Consider the following 14,807-nt stretch of genomic DNA (forward strand, 5'->3'; position numbering starts at 1 on the left):
GTATGACAAACCTCGATACGACGACACCGACTGGTATTTCGGAACACTTCTACAAGAGCCTGTCCAAACTGAACCAAAACGAGCAGACCCAGGTGCAGCGAACGGTCTTCGACTTTTTGCAAAACCCCCAGCACCCGAGCCTCAAACTTCACCGCCTGGAAAGGCTTGGGAACGGGAACTTTTGGTCCGCATACGTGAACATGGACCTACGCATCATCCTGTATAAGCATCAAAAGCTTGGCTGGGTTTTCGCCTACGTAGGCCACCACGACGATGCCTACCTCTGGGCTAAGAATCATCGGATGGAGATTCATCCGACGACAGGGATGCTTCAGATGTACCGCACAATTGAGGAGGAGAAGATCGTCACAAGGCCGATTAGACCCCTGATCGGTCACTACGAGGACGACTACCTACTGGATTTGGGTGTACCCCCCTCCTACCTCAAACCCCTGCGCTACGTGGAAACCCCAGAACAGCTTGTAGAACTTATAGACGGCCTGCCGCAGGATGTCCAGGAGCGTCTGATGGACCTGGCTTCGGGTAAGCCGGTGCTGCCGCCACCCAAGCTGTCCACGCTGGAGGAGCTGGCCCACCATCCCCTGAGCCGGCAGCAGATCCAGTTCATCCAGAACATGGAGGAACTGCGCCAGGCCCTCAACTACCCCTGGGAGCGTTGGATGGTTTTTCTGCATCCTGCCCAGCGGGAGGCTGTAGAACGCACCTTCCAGGGCCCTGCCCGGGTTACAGGGCCGGCTGGCACAGGCAAAACTGTGGTGGCCCTGCACCGCACCGCTGCTCTGGTCAAAAAATACCCCCAAAGCCCCATCCTCCTGACCACCTTCAACAAGGCCCTGGCCTCCCGGCTCAAGCGTTCCCTGGGCCAGCTTTTGGGAGAGCTGCCCCAGGTGGTCACGGTAGACAACCTGCACGCCCTGGCCCACCGCTGGTATGCAGATACGTTGGGACCCGTCAAGGTTTTTACCGAAGAGGACTACCGCGCCTGGGTTCTGGAGGCGGGCAGCGGCCTGGGGTTCGATGCCGCTTTCCTGTTATCCGAGTTTGCCCTTTTGGACTCCTGGGGTCTGTACACCTGGGAGAGCTACCGGGGCTTTGCCAGAACCGGACGAAGCGTGCCACTCAGCGCCCGCCAGCGCCAGGCTCTTTTTGAGGCCTTTGAACAGGTCTGGCGGCAAATAGAAGTCCATGGAGGCCAGACCTTCAACGGCCTTGTGCACCGGGTTCGACAAGCAGCAGAGGAAAAACGCCTACCCCGTTTCCGCGCGGTGGTTGTAGACGAGGCGCAGGACTTTGGCCCAGCAGAGCTGATGCTGGTCAGGGCGCTGGCTGAAGAAGAACCCGACAGTTTGTTTTTTGCCCTGGACCCAGCACAGCGCATTTACAAGGGGCCTCTTTCCTGGCAGGCGCTGGGCCTGGAGGTGCGGGGCCGCTCGTTCCGGCTAAAGGTCAACTACCGCACCACCCGAGAAATCGCCCGCTTTGCCGAGCGCATTCTTCCCGCCCAGCTCGAGGAAGAGCTGCGAGAGATTCTGTCTCTTCTAAAAGGCCCCGTGCCTCAAATCCAAGTCTGCAAAGACCAAAAGGGCGGCCTGCAGGAACTGGTGCGGTGGGTGCGCTGGCTTTTAGACCAGGGGCTAAAGCCTCAGGAAGTTGCCGTGCTCTCCCGTACGAAATACCTGGCCGATGAGACAGCCAGAGCGCTCGAGCTGGCGGGTCTTCGAGCGGTTCGCCTGAACGAGACCGGGGATGAGGGTGAAGGCCTGCGGTACGGCCCGGTGCATGGTGCCAAGGGTATGGAATTTCGGGCGGTAGCCGTATTTGGCGCTAATAAGGGCCTTTTCCCTCTGGAGAGCCTGCTGCGCGGAGCCAGCGCCGAGCGGGACCGCGAGGTATTAATGGATCAGGAGCGCAACCTGCTGTATGTGGCCTTCTCCCGCGCCCGTGAACACCTGTGGGTGGGCTACTGGGGTGAGCCCAGCCCTTTCCTGCTGTCCTCAACAACTCAAGACTTATGAATAAAAACATTAAGCCTATTTTCGTCAACCTTTTTCGCCTGCACACAATACCGAACGTCTTACGAATCTGGCGATACAAGCACAGCCAACCAAAAAAACTTATGTCTTTTTTGCGAAGCGGCGGCTGGTATGCAGAGATTCGTGACAATGAGGTCTGGGCCTATGGGGTAGAAGCGCCAGATGCCAGAGCAACGTTTTTGGGAGCGACTACTCCCAAAGGTACTTTGGAAGCCACCAAAGCCTTTAACGGCTATCTAAACCACTATCTTGCAAAGAAGGGTTTTTACCGGATAGATGCTGCGTGGTTTGATCCAGAAGACTACGTTGAGATTGAAGGCCAGATAGCGATTCTCGGTACTTACTTCCCTCTTACCGTGCGCATGAACCAAGGCTATCTAGTGGAAACTATGCGCTACGGAGCGGACTTCTTTGCGCAGGTGGACTTACAAAAGCAGGTTTTTACCCAAAAGCCGCTGGCTTCCCTGGATGGAGCAATAGTTACCTGGCTAGAAACCCAGAGTGCTAAGCACAAACAACCCCTTCGGGCCATAGATCTGCGCCATAAACGAATCTTTCTTCTTGATAAAGCGCCACCGGAAGCCCATCTTTTGCTTCACCCCTCCCACCTGGAGACAGTACATGCAAATACCCCTCAAAACACACGCCGGGCTTCTCAGGATGTTTTCAAAAAGAGTCAGTTCTCCTTCGAAGAGCTTATCCGAAAGATTGGCGTCTTTGAAGGCATTTTAGACCCTAATCCCCTTCCTCTTCCCCAAGGAGCTTTGGCTCAGGTGGGTTACGGTGGACTCCGTATGTCCAACGGAATGGGGAAGGAAGCCAAAGATGTGTTCAAATTAGGCTTTTTCAAGCCCCTTCGTAAAACACGATTTCAGCTTGCATTCCCCGCTTTGCGCATTCCGCTGAAGCAAAGCCAAAACTCAGCGTTCTACTCCAACCATATTCTGGTCAAAGAGCGGAACCAGGCGTCCCACCGAGAGTCCGTTGCTACTTATCAAAAAAACACACTTTCGGTAGAAGCTCGCCAACTCATGCTCTATCACTTCGTTGACAGGCTGCGTCTAAAAGCAAACCAGGAAGGACGGCAGATCCTCGAGCTCTTCAACTCTAAAAGCTCCTTCACTGACGCCTGGAGGCGCCTGGGGTTTGACCTGGAACTTGTTACGCCACCCATCTTGTACGATCCCAAAACGGGCAAGCTACTTTCCGGATCGGCCCAGCGGACCGATGTCTTATTGCTCTTAGCTCCTGAGGAGGTAGCCCAAAAGCAACTTAGAAATATTTATGGGCAGACCAAAGGATTTTTTGAGAAAGTGCAGATAGTGCAGCCGTCAACCTTGATGGACAGTCCGGCCTCTGTGAATACCCTGGCCTATGACATAGCGCTAAAACTTGGGGCGGTTCCTTTCAAACTCGAGGGCTTCGATACTCCTGTACTTGGGATACGAAGGACTAAAGAAGGTTTTTCCTGGAGACTGCTAAGCGCAGAGGGGGTTCTGGAAAAATCGGGCAAAGACTTACCTGAAGAGGGAGAGCTTCCGGACAACCTCCTGGTCCATTTCATGGGCGCAGGTGATGCTCTGGAGGAGATCATGGCTTGGACCTCGAGGCCACTCGTTTGGATTTCCAGATCAAACCTGCGCTTCTCAGAAAAGCAGCTACCCCTGGGTACTTACTTTCGTCTTTTGCCGGAGGTGGCCTATCTTCTCACCCACCCCGGCACCCCCGGTTGGCCCTCACCGGTTCGGGTTGAGGTTGTGCAGGGCGAGGTAACCCTCGAGGAGGCCCTAGCCTTGGTTTACTGGCTTACTAAGGCCGCTGGGGGCCTTTACTTACCCGGGCATTTGCCCTTGAGCATCAAAGAATAGCGGAAGCCACTCCGTAGACCTCAGGCGAGCCAGGGAATGCCTCCAAATGCCCTGGAACTGGATTCTTTTCTGCCGTACTTATTCGGGCATGGTCAGGCTCCGGGTATATGCCCAGCGATTAAGATGAAGCGGTGGAACCGCTGGCCTATGCTGTTCTGCTGCTCACCTACCTGGGCCTAGGCCTGGGCTACTGGCCGGGCTACCGCATGAACCGGGCGGCCATTGCGCTTACCGGCGCGGCCTTCCTGATTGTGCTGGGGGTGCTCGACTTCGAGGAGGCCTGGCGGGCTTTGGAGCCCCATACCCTGGGTTTCTTGTTCGGGGTGATGGTGCTCAATGCCCACCTGGCCTATGCGGGCTTCTTTCAACTGGTGCTGAACGGGCTGGTGCACCTGGCCCGCTCGCCGCTGGGCCTTTTGGTCTGGCTGACCTTTGGCACGGGCATTCTGTCGGCTTTGTTCCTCAACGACACCATTGCCATCCTCTTTACCCCGCTGGTGCTGGCCCTCACCCGCAGCCTGGGGCTGCCGCCGGTGCCCTACCTGCTGGCCCTGGCCGGGGCCACCAACCTGGGCAGCGTAGCCACCCTGACCGGCAACCCCCAGAATATTGTGGTGGGGAGCCTTTCGAAGATTACCTACCTCGAGTTTGCCGCGGCCCTGACCCCGGTGGCCCTGCTGGGCTTGCTGGTGCAGGTGGGGCTGTTGTATGCGCTGTATCCGGCGGTGCGCTCGCGGGCCCCCCTGCCGCCCCTGCCCCCCTTCCGTTTTCGCTTCAACCGGGCGCTGTTGTTCAAGGGCCTCTGGATTACCCTGGCCCTGCTGGCGGCTTTTGTGCTGGGTTACCCCCTGGCCCAGGCCGCCCTGATTGCCGCCGGGCTGCTGCTTTTTAGCCGCCGGATTCGCTCCGAACGCTTTTTTATGCGGGTAGACTGGGAGCTGTTGGTGCTGTTCTCGGGGCTGTTTATGGTAACGGCCTCGGTGCGGGAGCTGGGCCTCCTGTCCCTGATGGAGCCCCTGACCACCACCGCCCCCGGCCTGGCGGGCGTGACGGTGCTGCTTTCCAACCTGATTTCCAATGTTCCAGCGGTGCTGCTCCTGTACCCTTTGATACCGGCGGGCGACATCCAGGGCTGGCTTTTGCTGGCGGCGGCTTCTACCCTGGCGGGCAACCTGACCCTGCTGGGCTCTGTAGCCAACCTGATTGTGGCCGAGGCTGCCCGGCGCGAGGGCCACCACCTGGGCTTTTTGGAGCACCTGCGCTTTGGCCTGCCGCTTACGTTCTTGACCTTGCTTTTAGCCTATGCCTGGATCTACCGCTAAACTCGAGCCCCGTCTGGCAGCGGTGGCCCAGGAAATCTGCGCCCCCACCCACGCCGACATTGGCTCCGACCACGCCCTGCTGCCCCGCTACCTGCTTGTGAGCGGGCGGGTGCAGCGGGTGATTGTGGTGGAGAAGCACAAAGGGCCCTGGGAAAACTCCAGGCGGGCTTTGGAGGGCCTCTGTGCCCAGGTGCGCCTGGGCGACGGGTTGGGGGCTTTGGAAGCGGGCGAGGCCGACTCGCTCAGCCTGTGCGGGATGGGGGCCCGCCTGATGGTTCGGATTCTCTCGGCCCACCCAGCCCGGCTACCGCCCCGCCTGGTGCTCCAGCCCAACGACAGCGCCCTGCCGCTGCGCCAGTGGGCGCTACAGGCTGGCTATGCCCTGGTCAACGAGCAGATGGTGGAGGGCTTCTGGCGCTATAGCATCCTCACCCTGGAGCGGGGCGCTTGCGCGGCCTACAGCGGGCTGCCGCTCGAGCTGGCCCTGCGCTTTGGGCCTTTGCTGCTCAAAAGCAAGCACCCCCTGCTCAGCGCCGAGCTGCTGGCACGACGGCAGCAGCTCGCCAGACTGCCGCAGGTGGAACCGGTGCGGCTCGAGCTCGAGCACATAGAGCAGGCCCTGGCGCTTTTGCAAGGGTTCTAACAAACTTAGTGCGGGAGCCGCTGCTGCACCCGCCCGTACACATACGTGCCCAGCAGCGCCCCCAGCAAAATCACCACCGCCCCGGCGTAGCCGCTGCCCAAAAGCGCGTAGATGGGGCCGGGGCAAGCCCCCACCAGCCCCCAGCCCAGCCCAAACACCACCCCACCCAGCGCATAGCGGTAGCGCCCCGGGTCGGCGGGGCGAACGTGCAGGGGCTCGCCGTCGCGCGACTTTACCCCCAGCCGCCGCAAGAGCCACAGCGAGAGCAGGGCGGTCAGCACCGCACTGCCAATCACCCCGTACATGTGAAACGACTCGAAGCGGAACATCTCGTAGATGCGGTACCACGAGGCAATTTCGCTTCGGATGGCCACCAGGCCAAAAAAAGCCCCCGCCAGCAGGTACGGTACGTAGGTCAGTAGGCCTGAGCTGCTACCGGAGCCCGCCGGTGTCTGTACTTCGAACTCATCCCGGAGGGGAAGCGCCATTGTTCACCTCAGCCAGAAAAGCGCCCAGGGCAGGACGAGGTGGGCCGCTATCAGTCCGCCCGCAAAGAAGCCCAGCGTTGCCAGCAGCGAGGGCAGTTGCAGCGCCGCCAGACCGGTAATGGAGTGGCCCGAGGTGCAGCCCGCCGCCCAGCGGGCCCCAAAGCCAATCAAGAAGCCGCCCAGCAGCAAAAATAAGAAGCCTGCCGGATTCAACACCGCCTGCCAGGAAAAAAGTTCCCTGGGCACAAAGCCCGAATCCGCCGAGACCCCCATCTGCTCTAGCGCCCCCACGGTCTGGGGATTGAGCTGCACCGGGTTGGGGTTGACCAGGAGCACCCCCGCCACAAACCCCCCCAGCACGATGCCCAGCACAAAGGCCAGGTTCCAGCTTTCGGCCCGCCAGTTGTACCGGAAGAAGGGCAGCCGGCTGCCCAGCGCCGCGCACACGTGCCGCAGCGAGGAGGAGATGCCAAAACGCCGGTTGCCCATCAGCAACAACAGGGGTACGCTCAGGCCAATCAGAGGCCCGGCCACGTACCAGGGCCAGGGCTGGGTGAGCCATTCCATAGTCCTCTATCATCCAACAAAAACTGACAAAGATTGTAAACTAGAGCGCTCTTCAAAAAATACTGTGCTGCACACAGCTTGATTGCTTTGTCCTGCACAGCACAGTTGCCTCCCGGATGGGAGGCAACGTCTGTGAAGAGTGCGATGACCGGCAAAAAGAGAACCTCGAGCCGCTGGGGTGGCTCGAGGTCAACAAGGCTAGATGCGGCAGTTCGACAGCACCACCTGGCCCCGCACGATCAGGCGGCCCACCTGCCCAATTTCCCAGGTGTAGGTGTTGTTGGAGTAAACCAGCTCGGCCCCGCTGCGTACCAGCGGCAGGGTCTGGAAGGCCCCGTCGTAGAACAGGCGCACCTGGTTGCTGCTGATGTAGTTCACCACCAGGGTGCCGCCCTGGCAGGTGTAGGTAAAGGAGCCCGAGGGTGGGCGCACCGGCTGGACGGGTTGCACGGGTTGTACAGGCTGGACGGGTTGCACCGGCTGCGGGGGCGGCGCGATGCTGACCAGGCTAATGTTCAGGCGCGTGGTGCGACCGGCCTGGATGGTGACCAGGGTGCGGAAGGGGCTAAACCCGCTGCGCCGCAGCTCCACCGTGTAGGTGCCGGGGTTCAGGCTCAGGTTGAGCGGGGTTACCCCCACCACCCGGCCATTCAGCAGCACTTCGGCCCCCCGGGGGGTGCTGTCCACCGCCAGCACGCCGGTGGGTGGGGGCGTGGCGATGAGCGGCAGGTTGAGCTGGGTGACCTGCCCGGCCTGGATGGTAAAGGAGGTGCGCAGGGGGTTGTAGCCGCTGCGCCGGAGCTCGAGGTTGTAGGTACCCGGTAGCAACTCAACTGTCAGGGGGGTGTTGCCCATCAGCCGCCCGTTAATCAGCACCTGGGCCCCGCTGGGGATGCTGTTCACCGACAGGGTGCCGGTACTGGGGGGAGGCGGAGGGAGCTGCCCGGCAATGTAGTAGGCCTCGTCCGAGACCCAGTCGTTGGTGGGGATGGGCGTAACCACAATCGAGAGGGCCCGGGCCAGGTTGCTCTCGCCCTGGAGGCGGGCCTCGCCGGTCTGGATGTTGATGATTTCGGAGACATCCAGCGGGCGGCGGCTGGCCACCGCCAGCACCCGGTCCTGCCCCGCCGGGCCTTCCACGGTAAAGGTGTAGCGGGCCCCAGGGCCGGGGAAGGTACGCACCTCTCCGGCCCGGAGGAAGTTTTGCTGCTCGAAGGCGTTGGGCAGAATCCCGCTAATTTCGCCGGTGGCCCGCACGCTAAAGAGGTAGACATAGGCGGGCTGGGTGACCTGCACCGAGATCTGGATGGGCTCGCCAAACTGGTACACCGGGTTGCCGGTCTTGCTGGGGTCTTTGTCCACCCATACCCGCACCTGAAGGTCGGGGGGTGGGGCGGGGTTGACGATGATGCTCTTGGGTGTGAGGGCCTGGCCCAGCGCCAGCCCCAATAAAGTTAGAATTCCAAGCAAGTAGCGCATATTGTGACCTCCTACAGGGCGCAGTTGCTCAGCACCACCTGGCCCCGCACGCTAAGCGTGCCACGGCTGCCCGTCCACTCCCAGGTATAGGCCCCACCCGCCCCGCCGCTAAACAGCAGGGTGGGGCTACGCCGCACCAGGCTCAGGCTCTGAAAAGCCCCGTCGTAGAAGAGCCGCAGGTTGTTGCTGTCCAGGTAGTTCACCACCAGCGTACCGCCGCTACAACGGTAGGTAAAGCTGCCGGGGCCGGGCGTGACGATGCCAGGCTGCACCGGGGTAGCGGGGGTTACCGGCTGCACAGGACGCTGGGGTTCCTCTTCTATCAGCAAAATGCACGATGAGAGGGCAAAAGCCAGCAAGAGAAGCAAGAGAGGGCGAAACATAGGATTCAAGCGTCCTTTCTACGGGCAGTTGGAGTAGACGTCGTAGACATAAGCGCCGGAGTATGAAAAGCCGCTGGTGGTTGTAACCGTGACCGTGACGGTGGTAATGCCAGTATTGGAGGGTGGGGGCGTGATAGGAGTAACCACGATGGCCTGCTGGCTGACGCCTGCAGGCAGGCTTTGCGGTATGCCATTTTGACCAAAGGTGAGTATGCCCTCGAAGGTATATCTTCCGCCCGAATAGGTCAGTTGATTTACACTGCGCTGCTCCTGGTGCACTCTTCCGGATATGATGCCTGTATAAGTCTCGATAACGTTCTGAATCTGACTGGGGGCGGGTCCCCTGAAGCTGTAAAAAATGCGGGATTCCTTGTTGGTGCAGAAAACGTAGGCTCCATCGGAGGTGCGACGCCAGTTGCTCTCGAACTCAAAGGTTTCGTCTGCAACAATCACACAGCTCGACAAAGCGAGCGCCAGGATGCCAAACAAGAGAATCCAGAGGGGTTTTCTCATGCCTCGAGCCTAGCACAAGCCCCCCCCTGTGCCTAGTTGTGGACGTACTTTCTTAAGCGAAGTTAATCAAACTTGCTGTCAGACGACTTTATTACAAGTTTTGCACAACTGCCGGGCTATACTAAAGGGTTAGGCCAGCAGGATGGGGCGCTCGAGGTAGTAGGCCACCCGTTCCAGCAGCTTTGCGGCCAGTTCGGAGCTTATATCGCCGCTAAGTGTGAGCAGGGCGTGGCCTGCGTTGGCCCGGCCCAGGGTAAGGGTAGAGCGGCCAGGGAAGATGACCTGGTCGAAGGCGCTATCCACCAGCGAGAGCACCACCAGCCCTTCGGCGGGGTCGGAGGCCATGCGCAGGGAGTCCAGGGCGCCGCGTAGCGACTGAGAGGGGGCTACCCGCAGGCTTTTGAGTTCGCTGCCCTCGAGGCTGCCTTTGGTGGGGCGCAGGGGGGTCTGGGTATCGGCCAGGGCTTTGTCGGCTGCGCGGTAGAGCAGGGCCTCGAGCCCTACTTCCATATTCCAGGCCTCGCTCAGGGTCTGGGCGGCCTCCTGGGCCGGGCCAATTGCCACCAGGCGCTGCCAGGCCTGTATCCGCAACATGGTCGGGGAGGGGGCAGGCGCACCCATCTCCTCTGCTGGGGCAGGGGATGGGGCGGGCTCTTCTGCGGGAGCGCTGGCTTCCTCGGGGGCCACGGGGGGTGCTTCTTCCGGAAGCTCGGCGGCGGGGAAGGGGGTCGGGGTGTTGGTGAAGCTCATGCCGGCCTGCAAAGGGCTGGGTGCAGGCGCGGGTGTTTCCAGATTGGTCAGAACCTCCTGGGTTTCCCAGATGAGCTTGGGAGAGGTGCTGGAGGGCTCGAGGTCGGCCTCGGGGGGCAGCGGGGGCAGATCGGCCAGCGCGGGGTTGACCTCCGCTACCGGGTTGATGGGGGGAGGGAAGGGCTCGGGTTCTTCCCACTGGAGCGGGGGAAGGGGCTCGCTGGGTGTAAGCGGCTCGGGCTCGTCGAAGCTGGGCACAATTTCGGGCTCGGGGGCCAGGGTGGGGGCTTCCTCGAAGGCGGTCGCAGCCGGAGGCGCCGGGGGAGGGGTTGTGTCCAGGTCGAGGTCGAGGTCAAACTCGATGTCTTCCAGGGTGGGCAGGGCCGATTCTACCGGCGGGGCTGGGGAAGCGGGCGCCGAAGGCACCAGATCGCCAAGCTGTACCCCCTCCTTTTGCAAAAGGGCCTGGGCCTGGGTCATATCGGGAATGGCGCCGGGGGGAGGGGCGGCTTCTTCGGGGGCTGGGGGCAGATTAACCTCACCGGCCATTACCTTTGCCAGAAAAGCCAGAATATCCCGTTCGACCACCGTGCCATCGGGGCCGGTGCCCTTAATTCGACGCCAGTCTATGCCGTTTTCTTCCGCCAGACGACGGGCCAGCGGGGTGATTTTGACTTCGCTCATGCTTTCTACATCATAGCGCAGATGCCACGATATTCACGTGCATATGCGCTAGAGGGCCCTCCAGGGCCTAAAAACAGAGCTGGGTGCTCAGTTTTTGCGGTTGCGCTTCAGGGATGGAAGTTTTTCTCGATGGGTATAACCTGGGGGTATGGAAAGCCGTTTTGCCTCTCTGTTGGCCCGCTACTGCCTGGACTTACAGCCGGGCCAGACCGTCCTGATTGAAGCCGAAGCCGCTGCGCTACCTTTGCTCGAGGCCTTGCAGGAGGTGGTTTTGCAGTGCGGCGCTTACCCTGTGGTGCAGCTTTTCCCGGCGGCGGTCTCGAGGCCTTTTTTCCTGTATGGCGAGGCCTGGCTGAACCAGACCCCGGCGCCCCAGATGGCGCTGATGGAACACGTAGACGCCAGCCTGCGCATCGAGAGCGCCCTGAACCCGCTCGAGCTCAGCGAGGTGCCCCCGGCCCGCATCGCGCAGTTTCGCACCGGGTGGCGGCCTTACATCCAAAAGCGAGCCCGCAAGCGTTGGTGCCTGACCCTGTACCCCACCGCGGGCTACGCCCAGCAGGCGGGCATGTCCACCGCCGCTTTTCGGGCCTTGGTGGAGCGGGCCCTATACCTCGACCGCCCCGACCCCATCGCGGCCTGGAACCAACTATCGGCCTTCCAGGCCGCCCTCATCGAGCGGCTGCAAAAGGTAAAGGAGATCCGTATCCAGGCCGACGGAACCGACCTGCGGCTTGTGGTGGAAGGGCGCACCTGGATTAACTCCGATGGCAAGCGCAACATGCCCAGCGGCGAGGTGTTTACCGGCCCCCTCGAGGCCTCTGCCGAGGGTGAGGTGCGCTTTAACCTGCCGACAGTGGTTTCGGGGCAGCGGGTGGAGGGGGTGCGGCTGCGCTTCCGGGAAGGCCGGGTGGTGGAGGCCAGCGCTCAAACCGGGGGGGAATACCTGCAAAGGATGCTCGAGGCCGACCCTGGGGCCCGCTACCTGGGAGAGCTTGGCATCGGCACCAACTTTGGCATCAACCGCCCCACCGGCCTGATTCTCTACGACGAAAAAATCGGCGGCACAGTGCACCTGGCGCTGGGCCAGAGCTACCCCGAGACCGGCGGAAGCAACACCTCCTCGATTCACTGGGACCTGATTCTGGATCTGCGCCAGGGCGGGCGGCTTTTGGCCGATGGCGAGGTGTTGCAGGAAAACGGGCAGTTTGTGGGGCTATAGGGTGCTCTTCACAAACCGGATGGGAGGCCACGCCTGTAAAGCGTGCGGTAATGACGGGGCCAGGCCAGGTAGGCCGAACTTTTTTGTGCGGCTATACCCAGTGCCCATAAGGAAAAGCCGCCCCAAGAGGGCGGCTTTTTATTGCTGTAAAGGTCAGGCCTTTTCTTTGTCCTTGTCCTCTTCCAGGGTGAGCTGGCTCAGGAGGTCGCCGAACACGTCGCCCAGCTTGACGTTGGTGTTGGAGGCGGTTGCCACGCTGGGGTCGTAGTTGGTGTAGGCTGCTGCCCCACCGCCCAGGCCGTAGTCGTAGTCGCGGTCGCGGCCACGGCCTTCGCGGGAACCACCCTTGCCCTTTCCACGCTTGGGGCGCTCGCCTTCCTTGCCCTCGCGGCGGCCTTTGCGGCCCTCGCCTTCTTCGCCGCTGGGGGCGCCGACTGCCTGAGGGGGTGGGGTCAGCAGGCGCTTGCGTGAGAGGCTGATGCGCTGTTCCACCGGGTCAATCTGGAGGATGGCGGCCTCGATCTCGTCACCCTTCTTGAACATGTCGGAGGGCTTCTCGATGCGCTCGTAGGCCAGCTCGGAGACGTGGATCAGGCCTTCGATGCCAGGCTCGATCTCCACGAACACACCAAAGTCGGTGAGGCCGGTAACCTTGCCCTTGACCGGGGTGCCGGGGGGGTAACGGTCGGGCAGGCTCTTCCAGGGATCGGGCTGGGTCTGCTTCAGGCCCAGCGAGAGCCGACGCTCGACGGGGTCGATACGCAGCACCTGGGCCTCCACTTCCTGGCCCTCCTTCAGGATCTCACCGGGGTGCTTGGGGCGCTTGATCCAGGACAGCTCGGAGATGTGAATCAGACCCTCGAGGCCGGGTTCCACTTCCACGAAAGCCCCGAACTGGGTCAGACCTACCACCTTGCCGGTGAGCCTGGAGCCCACGGGGTGCTTTTCCGAAACGGTCAGCCAGGGGTCTTCGCTGAGGGCCTTCATCGAGAGGTTGACCCGCTCGCGCTCGGTGTCCACCGAGAGCACCTTGGCCTTGACGGTCTGGCCCTTTTGCACCACGTCCTTGGGGTGGTTGAAGCGGCCCCAGGTAATCTCGCTGCGGTGTACCAGGCCGTCCACGCCGCCCAGGGCCACAAACACGCCAAACTCGGTCACCTCGACGACCTGCCCTTCGACGATGTCGCCTTCCTTCAGGCTGGCGAGTATCTGGCTGCGGGCCGCTTTTTGCTCAGCTTCCAGAACCGTGCGCCGCGACAGGATAATCCGGCCCTTTTTGCGGTTAAGCTCGATGATTTTGACCAGGAATTTCTGGCCCACATATTCGTCGAGGTCTGGGGTGCGCTTCAGATCCACTTGGCTGGCAGGCAGGAAGGCACGAATTCCTTCGATGGTAGCAACCAGTCCCCCCTTAACCTTTTCCTTCACCTCCACCATCACCGGCTGGCCCTGCTCGTGGAGGGCTTGAATCTTGACCCAGCTCTGGTCGGCCTCGGCCCGTTTTTTGGAGAGCACCACCTGGCCGTTCTCGAGGTCGGCCCGCACCACGTAGGCGGTTACGGTGTCGCCTGGCTTGAGGAGGTTCTTGAGTTCCTCTTCGGGCAGGTTCTCCTCGGTGAGCTGGTTGAACGGAATGATGGCTTCGGTGCGCGCCCCGATGTCTACCATTACGCCATCGTTGGTGACGAGCACCACTTTGCCGCTGACAATCTGGCCGCGCTGGACGGTCTTCTCGAGCCTTGCCTCTGCATCTTGCAGGGCTTGCTCCATGCTAAAAACTTGGGGTTCTTTTCCAGTTTCCACTGGAGTCTGGGTAGCTTGGTCTTCCATTCGCCTGTTTCCTCTCTGCCTTTGCCGTTTATCGCGCCAAAACTCCGCCCAGATTGCTCTGGGGCCAGGTTTTGGTGGTCTGCGCGACGGATTGTCTCCCCAGGGGTACTAAACCCTACGCTGAGACATACCTGTCATTTATAGCACAGGTGTTCGCATTTGTCCAACGCGACAAGCCCAATTGACTATGAGTGGATAGCCAGTCTGGGGCGGGTTTTCTCATACTTTGGGGCCATGCCCGGCTGCGGGTTGGCGGAATGGCGCGCAGGGCTAAAGCCGGTGCCCTTCGGGTGCGTGCCCTTCTACCCAATAGGAGCCATCGGGCAGAAATTCTTTTTTCCACACCGGCAGAATCTGCTTGACCCGCTCAATGGCATAGCGGCAGGCCTCGAAGGCCTCGGGGCGGTGGGGCGCCGAGACCACAATCAGGATGGAGCCTTCGCTGGGCAGAACCCGGCCCAGGCGGTGCCAGAGCGCCACCCGGCCCAGCACCCAGCGCGCGCGCATCTCGGCGATGATTTGCTGCATGACCTTTTCGGCCATGCCGGGGTAGGCTTCGTATTCCAGGTGGGTGACGGCCAGGCCTTTGTTGGGGCTGCGGGTGGTACCCAGAAAGCTGATGACTGCGCCATAGGGGTCGTCGGAGGCCCAGTCTATCCAGGGTTGCACGGCCAAAGCCTGATAGGTTAGGCCAAAGTTGTCGTTGGCGGTGGCCTGGCTTTGTGTGGAGCCACCCGATACCGGGGGTAAGAAAGCCAACTCGTCGCCGTCCTTCAGGGGGTCGCCGGGTTGAGCGAGCTGCTCGTTGATGGCAGCCAGCCCACCGGTGAGCTGTAGGGGGTACTGGGCTTCCAGCAGGGCTTTGGCGTCGGCTACGCTGGAACCTTCGGGCAGCTCGAGCTGCAGCCGGGCCTGCCCTGCTTGCTCACGGTAAAGGGCAAATAACAATACCTGTACACGCATAGTTAAAGATTGTCCGGATTAATGGGCCGGGTGTCCAGAAC

13 protein-coding genes are annotated in these 14,807 nt (G+C 61.3%); 5 read left to right on the top strand and 8 right to left on the bottom strand.

What is annotated here, in order from left to right:
- The first annotated feature begins 2 nt into the window (after positions 1-2).
- From ABWU19_RS05170 to ABWU19_RS05185, 4 genes are all read left to right on the top strand, one after another.
- Positions 3-2,036, top strand: a complete 2,034-nt coding sequence (locus tag ABWU19_RS05170; protein WP_435900697.1) for a UvrD-helicase domain-containing protein — start codon at positions 3-5, stop codon at positions 2,034-2,036.
- Positions 2,033-3,922, top strand: a complete 1,890-nt coding sequence (locus tag ABWU19_RS05175) for a hypothetical protein (protein ID WP_435900698.1) — start codon at positions 2,033-2,035, stop codon at positions 3,920-3,922. The genes ABWU19_RS05170 and ABWU19_RS05175 overlap by 4 nt, the downstream gene beginning before the upstream one ends.
- 131 nt (positions 3,923-4,053) lie before the next feature.
- Positions 4,054-5,244: an anion transporter gene (locus tag ABWU19_RS05180; protein WP_435900699.1), complete on the top strand. Its 1,191-nt coding sequence runs from the start codon at positions 4,054-4,056 to the stop codon at positions 5,242-5,244.
- On the top strand, positions 5,225-5,887 hold the full coding sequence (locus ABWU19_RS05185) for a tRNA (adenine(22)-N(1))-methyltransferase (RefSeq protein ID WP_435900700.1): 663 nt from the start codon (positions 5,225-5,227) through the stop codon (positions 5,885-5,887). The genes ABWU19_RS05180 and ABWU19_RS05185 overlap by 20 nt, the downstream gene beginning before the upstream one ends.
- Positions 5,888-5,892: 5 nt before the next feature.
- Here the strand turns inward: ABWU19_RS05185 and ABWU19_RS05190 are convergent, their stop codons facing one another.
- From ABWU19_RS05190 to ABWU19_RS05215, 6 genes are all read right to left on the bottom strand, one after another.
- On the bottom strand, positions 5,893-6,375 hold the full coding sequence (locus tag ABWU19_RS05190; protein ID WP_435900701.1) for a DUF6691 family protein: 483 nt from the start codon (positions 6,373-6,375) through the stop codon (positions 5,893-5,895).
- 3 nt (positions 6,376-6,378) lie between these two features.
- Complete coding sequence (locus tag ABWU19_RS05195) at positions 6,379-6,942, bottom strand: YeeE/YedE family protein (protein WP_435900702.1); 564 nt, start codon at positions 6,940-6,942, stop codon at positions 6,379-6,381.
- A gap of 198 nt (positions 6,943-7,140) precedes the next feature.
- A complete protein-coding gene (locus ABWU19_RS05200; RefSeq protein WP_435900703.1) occupies positions 7,141-8,421 on the bottom strand; it encodes a PEGA domain-containing protein in 1,281 nt (426 codons plus the stop codon).
- Positions 8,422-8,432: 11 nt separating this feature from the next.
- The gene (locus ABWU19_RS05205; protein ID WP_435900704.1) at positions 8,433-8,804 is read right to left on the bottom strand and encodes a hypothetical protein; all 372 of its coding nucleotides are present in this window, start codon (positions 8,802-8,804) and stop codon (positions 8,433-8,435) included.
- 18 nt (positions 8,805-8,822) lie between these two features.
- Positions 8,823-9,317, bottom strand: a complete 495-nt coding sequence (locus ABWU19_RS05210; protein WP_435900705.1) for a hypothetical protein — start codon at positions 9,315-9,317, stop codon at positions 8,823-8,825.
- Between the two features lie 129 nt (positions 9,318-9,446).
- Complete coding sequence (locus tag ABWU19_RS05215; RefSeq protein ID WP_435900706.1) at positions 9,447-10,751, bottom strand: E3 binding domain-containing protein; 1,305 nt, start codon at positions 10,749-10,751, stop codon at positions 9,447-9,449.
- A 148-nt stretch (positions 10,752-10,899) separates the two neighbouring features.
- On the opposite strand from ABWU19_RS05215, the gene ABWU19_RS05220 reads away from it, so the two are divergent.
- A complete protein-coding gene (locus tag ABWU19_RS05220) occupies positions 10,900-11,973 on the top strand; it encodes an aminopeptidase (RefSeq protein ID WP_435900707.1) in 1,074 nt (357 codons plus the stop codon).
- A gap of 153 nt (positions 11,974-12,126) precedes the next feature.
- On the opposite strand, the gene ABWU19_RS05225 is transcribed toward ABWU19_RS05220, so the two are convergent.
- Both ABWU19_RS05225 and ABWU19_RS05230 read right to left on the bottom strand, forming a co-directional pair.
- Positions 12,127-13,803 (bottom strand): 30S ribosomal protein S1, encoded by a 1,677-nt coding sequence (locus tag ABWU19_RS05225; RefSeq protein ID WP_435900708.1) that lies wholly within the window; start codon positions 13,801-13,803, stop codon positions 12,127-12,129.
- A gap of 270 nt (positions 13,804-14,073) precedes the next feature.
- On the bottom strand, positions 14,074-14,766 hold the full coding sequence (locus ABWU19_RS05230) for a molybdenum cofactor biosynthesis protein (protein WP_435900709.1): 693 nt from the start codon (positions 14,764-14,766) through the stop codon (positions 14,074-14,076).
- Positions 14,767-14,807 lie beyond the last annotated feature (41 nt).

The organism is Meiothermus cerbereus (assembly GCF_051297115.1).
Classification (GTDB): Bacteria; Deinococcota; Deinococci; order Deinococcales; family Thermaceae; genus Meiothermus; species Meiothermus cerbereus_A.

Excerpts from the sequence above, each read along its gene's own strand:
- ABWU19_RS05205 (WP_435900704.1), bottom strand. The coding sequence starts at position 8,804 with ATGTTTCGCCCTCTCTTGCTTCTCTTGCTGGCTTTTGCCCTCTCATCG.
- ABWU19_RS05225 (WP_435900708.1), bottom strand. The coding sequence starts at position 13,803 with ATGGAAGACCAAGCTACCCAGACTCCAGTGGAAACTGGAAAAGAACCC.
- ABWU19_RS05185 (WP_435900700.1), top strand. The coding sequence starts at position 5,225 with ATGCCTGGATCTACCGCTAAACTCGAGCCCCGTCTGGCAGCGGTGGCC.
- ABWU19_RS05230 (WP_435900709.1), bottom strand. The coding sequence starts at position 14,766 with ATGCGTGTACAGGTATTGTTATTTGCCCTTTACCGTGAGCAAGCAGGG.
- ABWU19_RS05175 (WP_435900698.1), top strand. The coding sequence starts at position 2,033 with ATGAATAAAAACATTAAGCCTATTTTCGTCAACCTTTTTCGCCTGCAC.
- ABWU19_RS05210 (WP_435900705.1), bottom strand. The coding sequence starts at position 9,317 with ATGAGAAAACCCCTCTGGATTCTCTTGTTTGGCATCCTGGCGCTCGCT.
- ABWU19_RS05220 (WP_435900707.1), top strand. The coding sequence starts at position 10,900 with ATGGAAAGCCGTTTTGCCTCTCTGTTGGCCCGCTACTGCCTGGACTTA.
- ABWU19_RS05170 (WP_435900697.1), top strand. The coding sequence starts at position 3 with ATGACAAACCTCGATACGACGACACCGACTGGTATTTCGGAACACTTC.
- ABWU19_RS05200 (WP_435900703.1), bottom strand. The coding sequence starts at position 8,421 with ATGCGCTACTTGCTTGGAATTCTAACTTTATTGGGGCTGGCGCTGGGC.
- ABWU19_RS05195 (WP_435900702.1), bottom strand. The coding sequence starts at position 6,942 with ATGGAATGGCTCACCCAGCCCTGGCCCTGGTACGTGGCCGGGCCTCTG.
- ABWU19_RS05215 (WP_435900706.1), bottom strand. The coding sequence starts at position 10,751 with ATGAGCGAAGTCAAAATCACCCCGCTGGCCCGTCGTCTGGCGGAAGAA.
- ABWU19_RS05190 (WP_435900701.1), bottom strand. The coding sequence starts at position 6,375 with ATGGCGCTTCCCCTCCGGGATGAGTTCGAAGTACAGACACCGGCGGGC.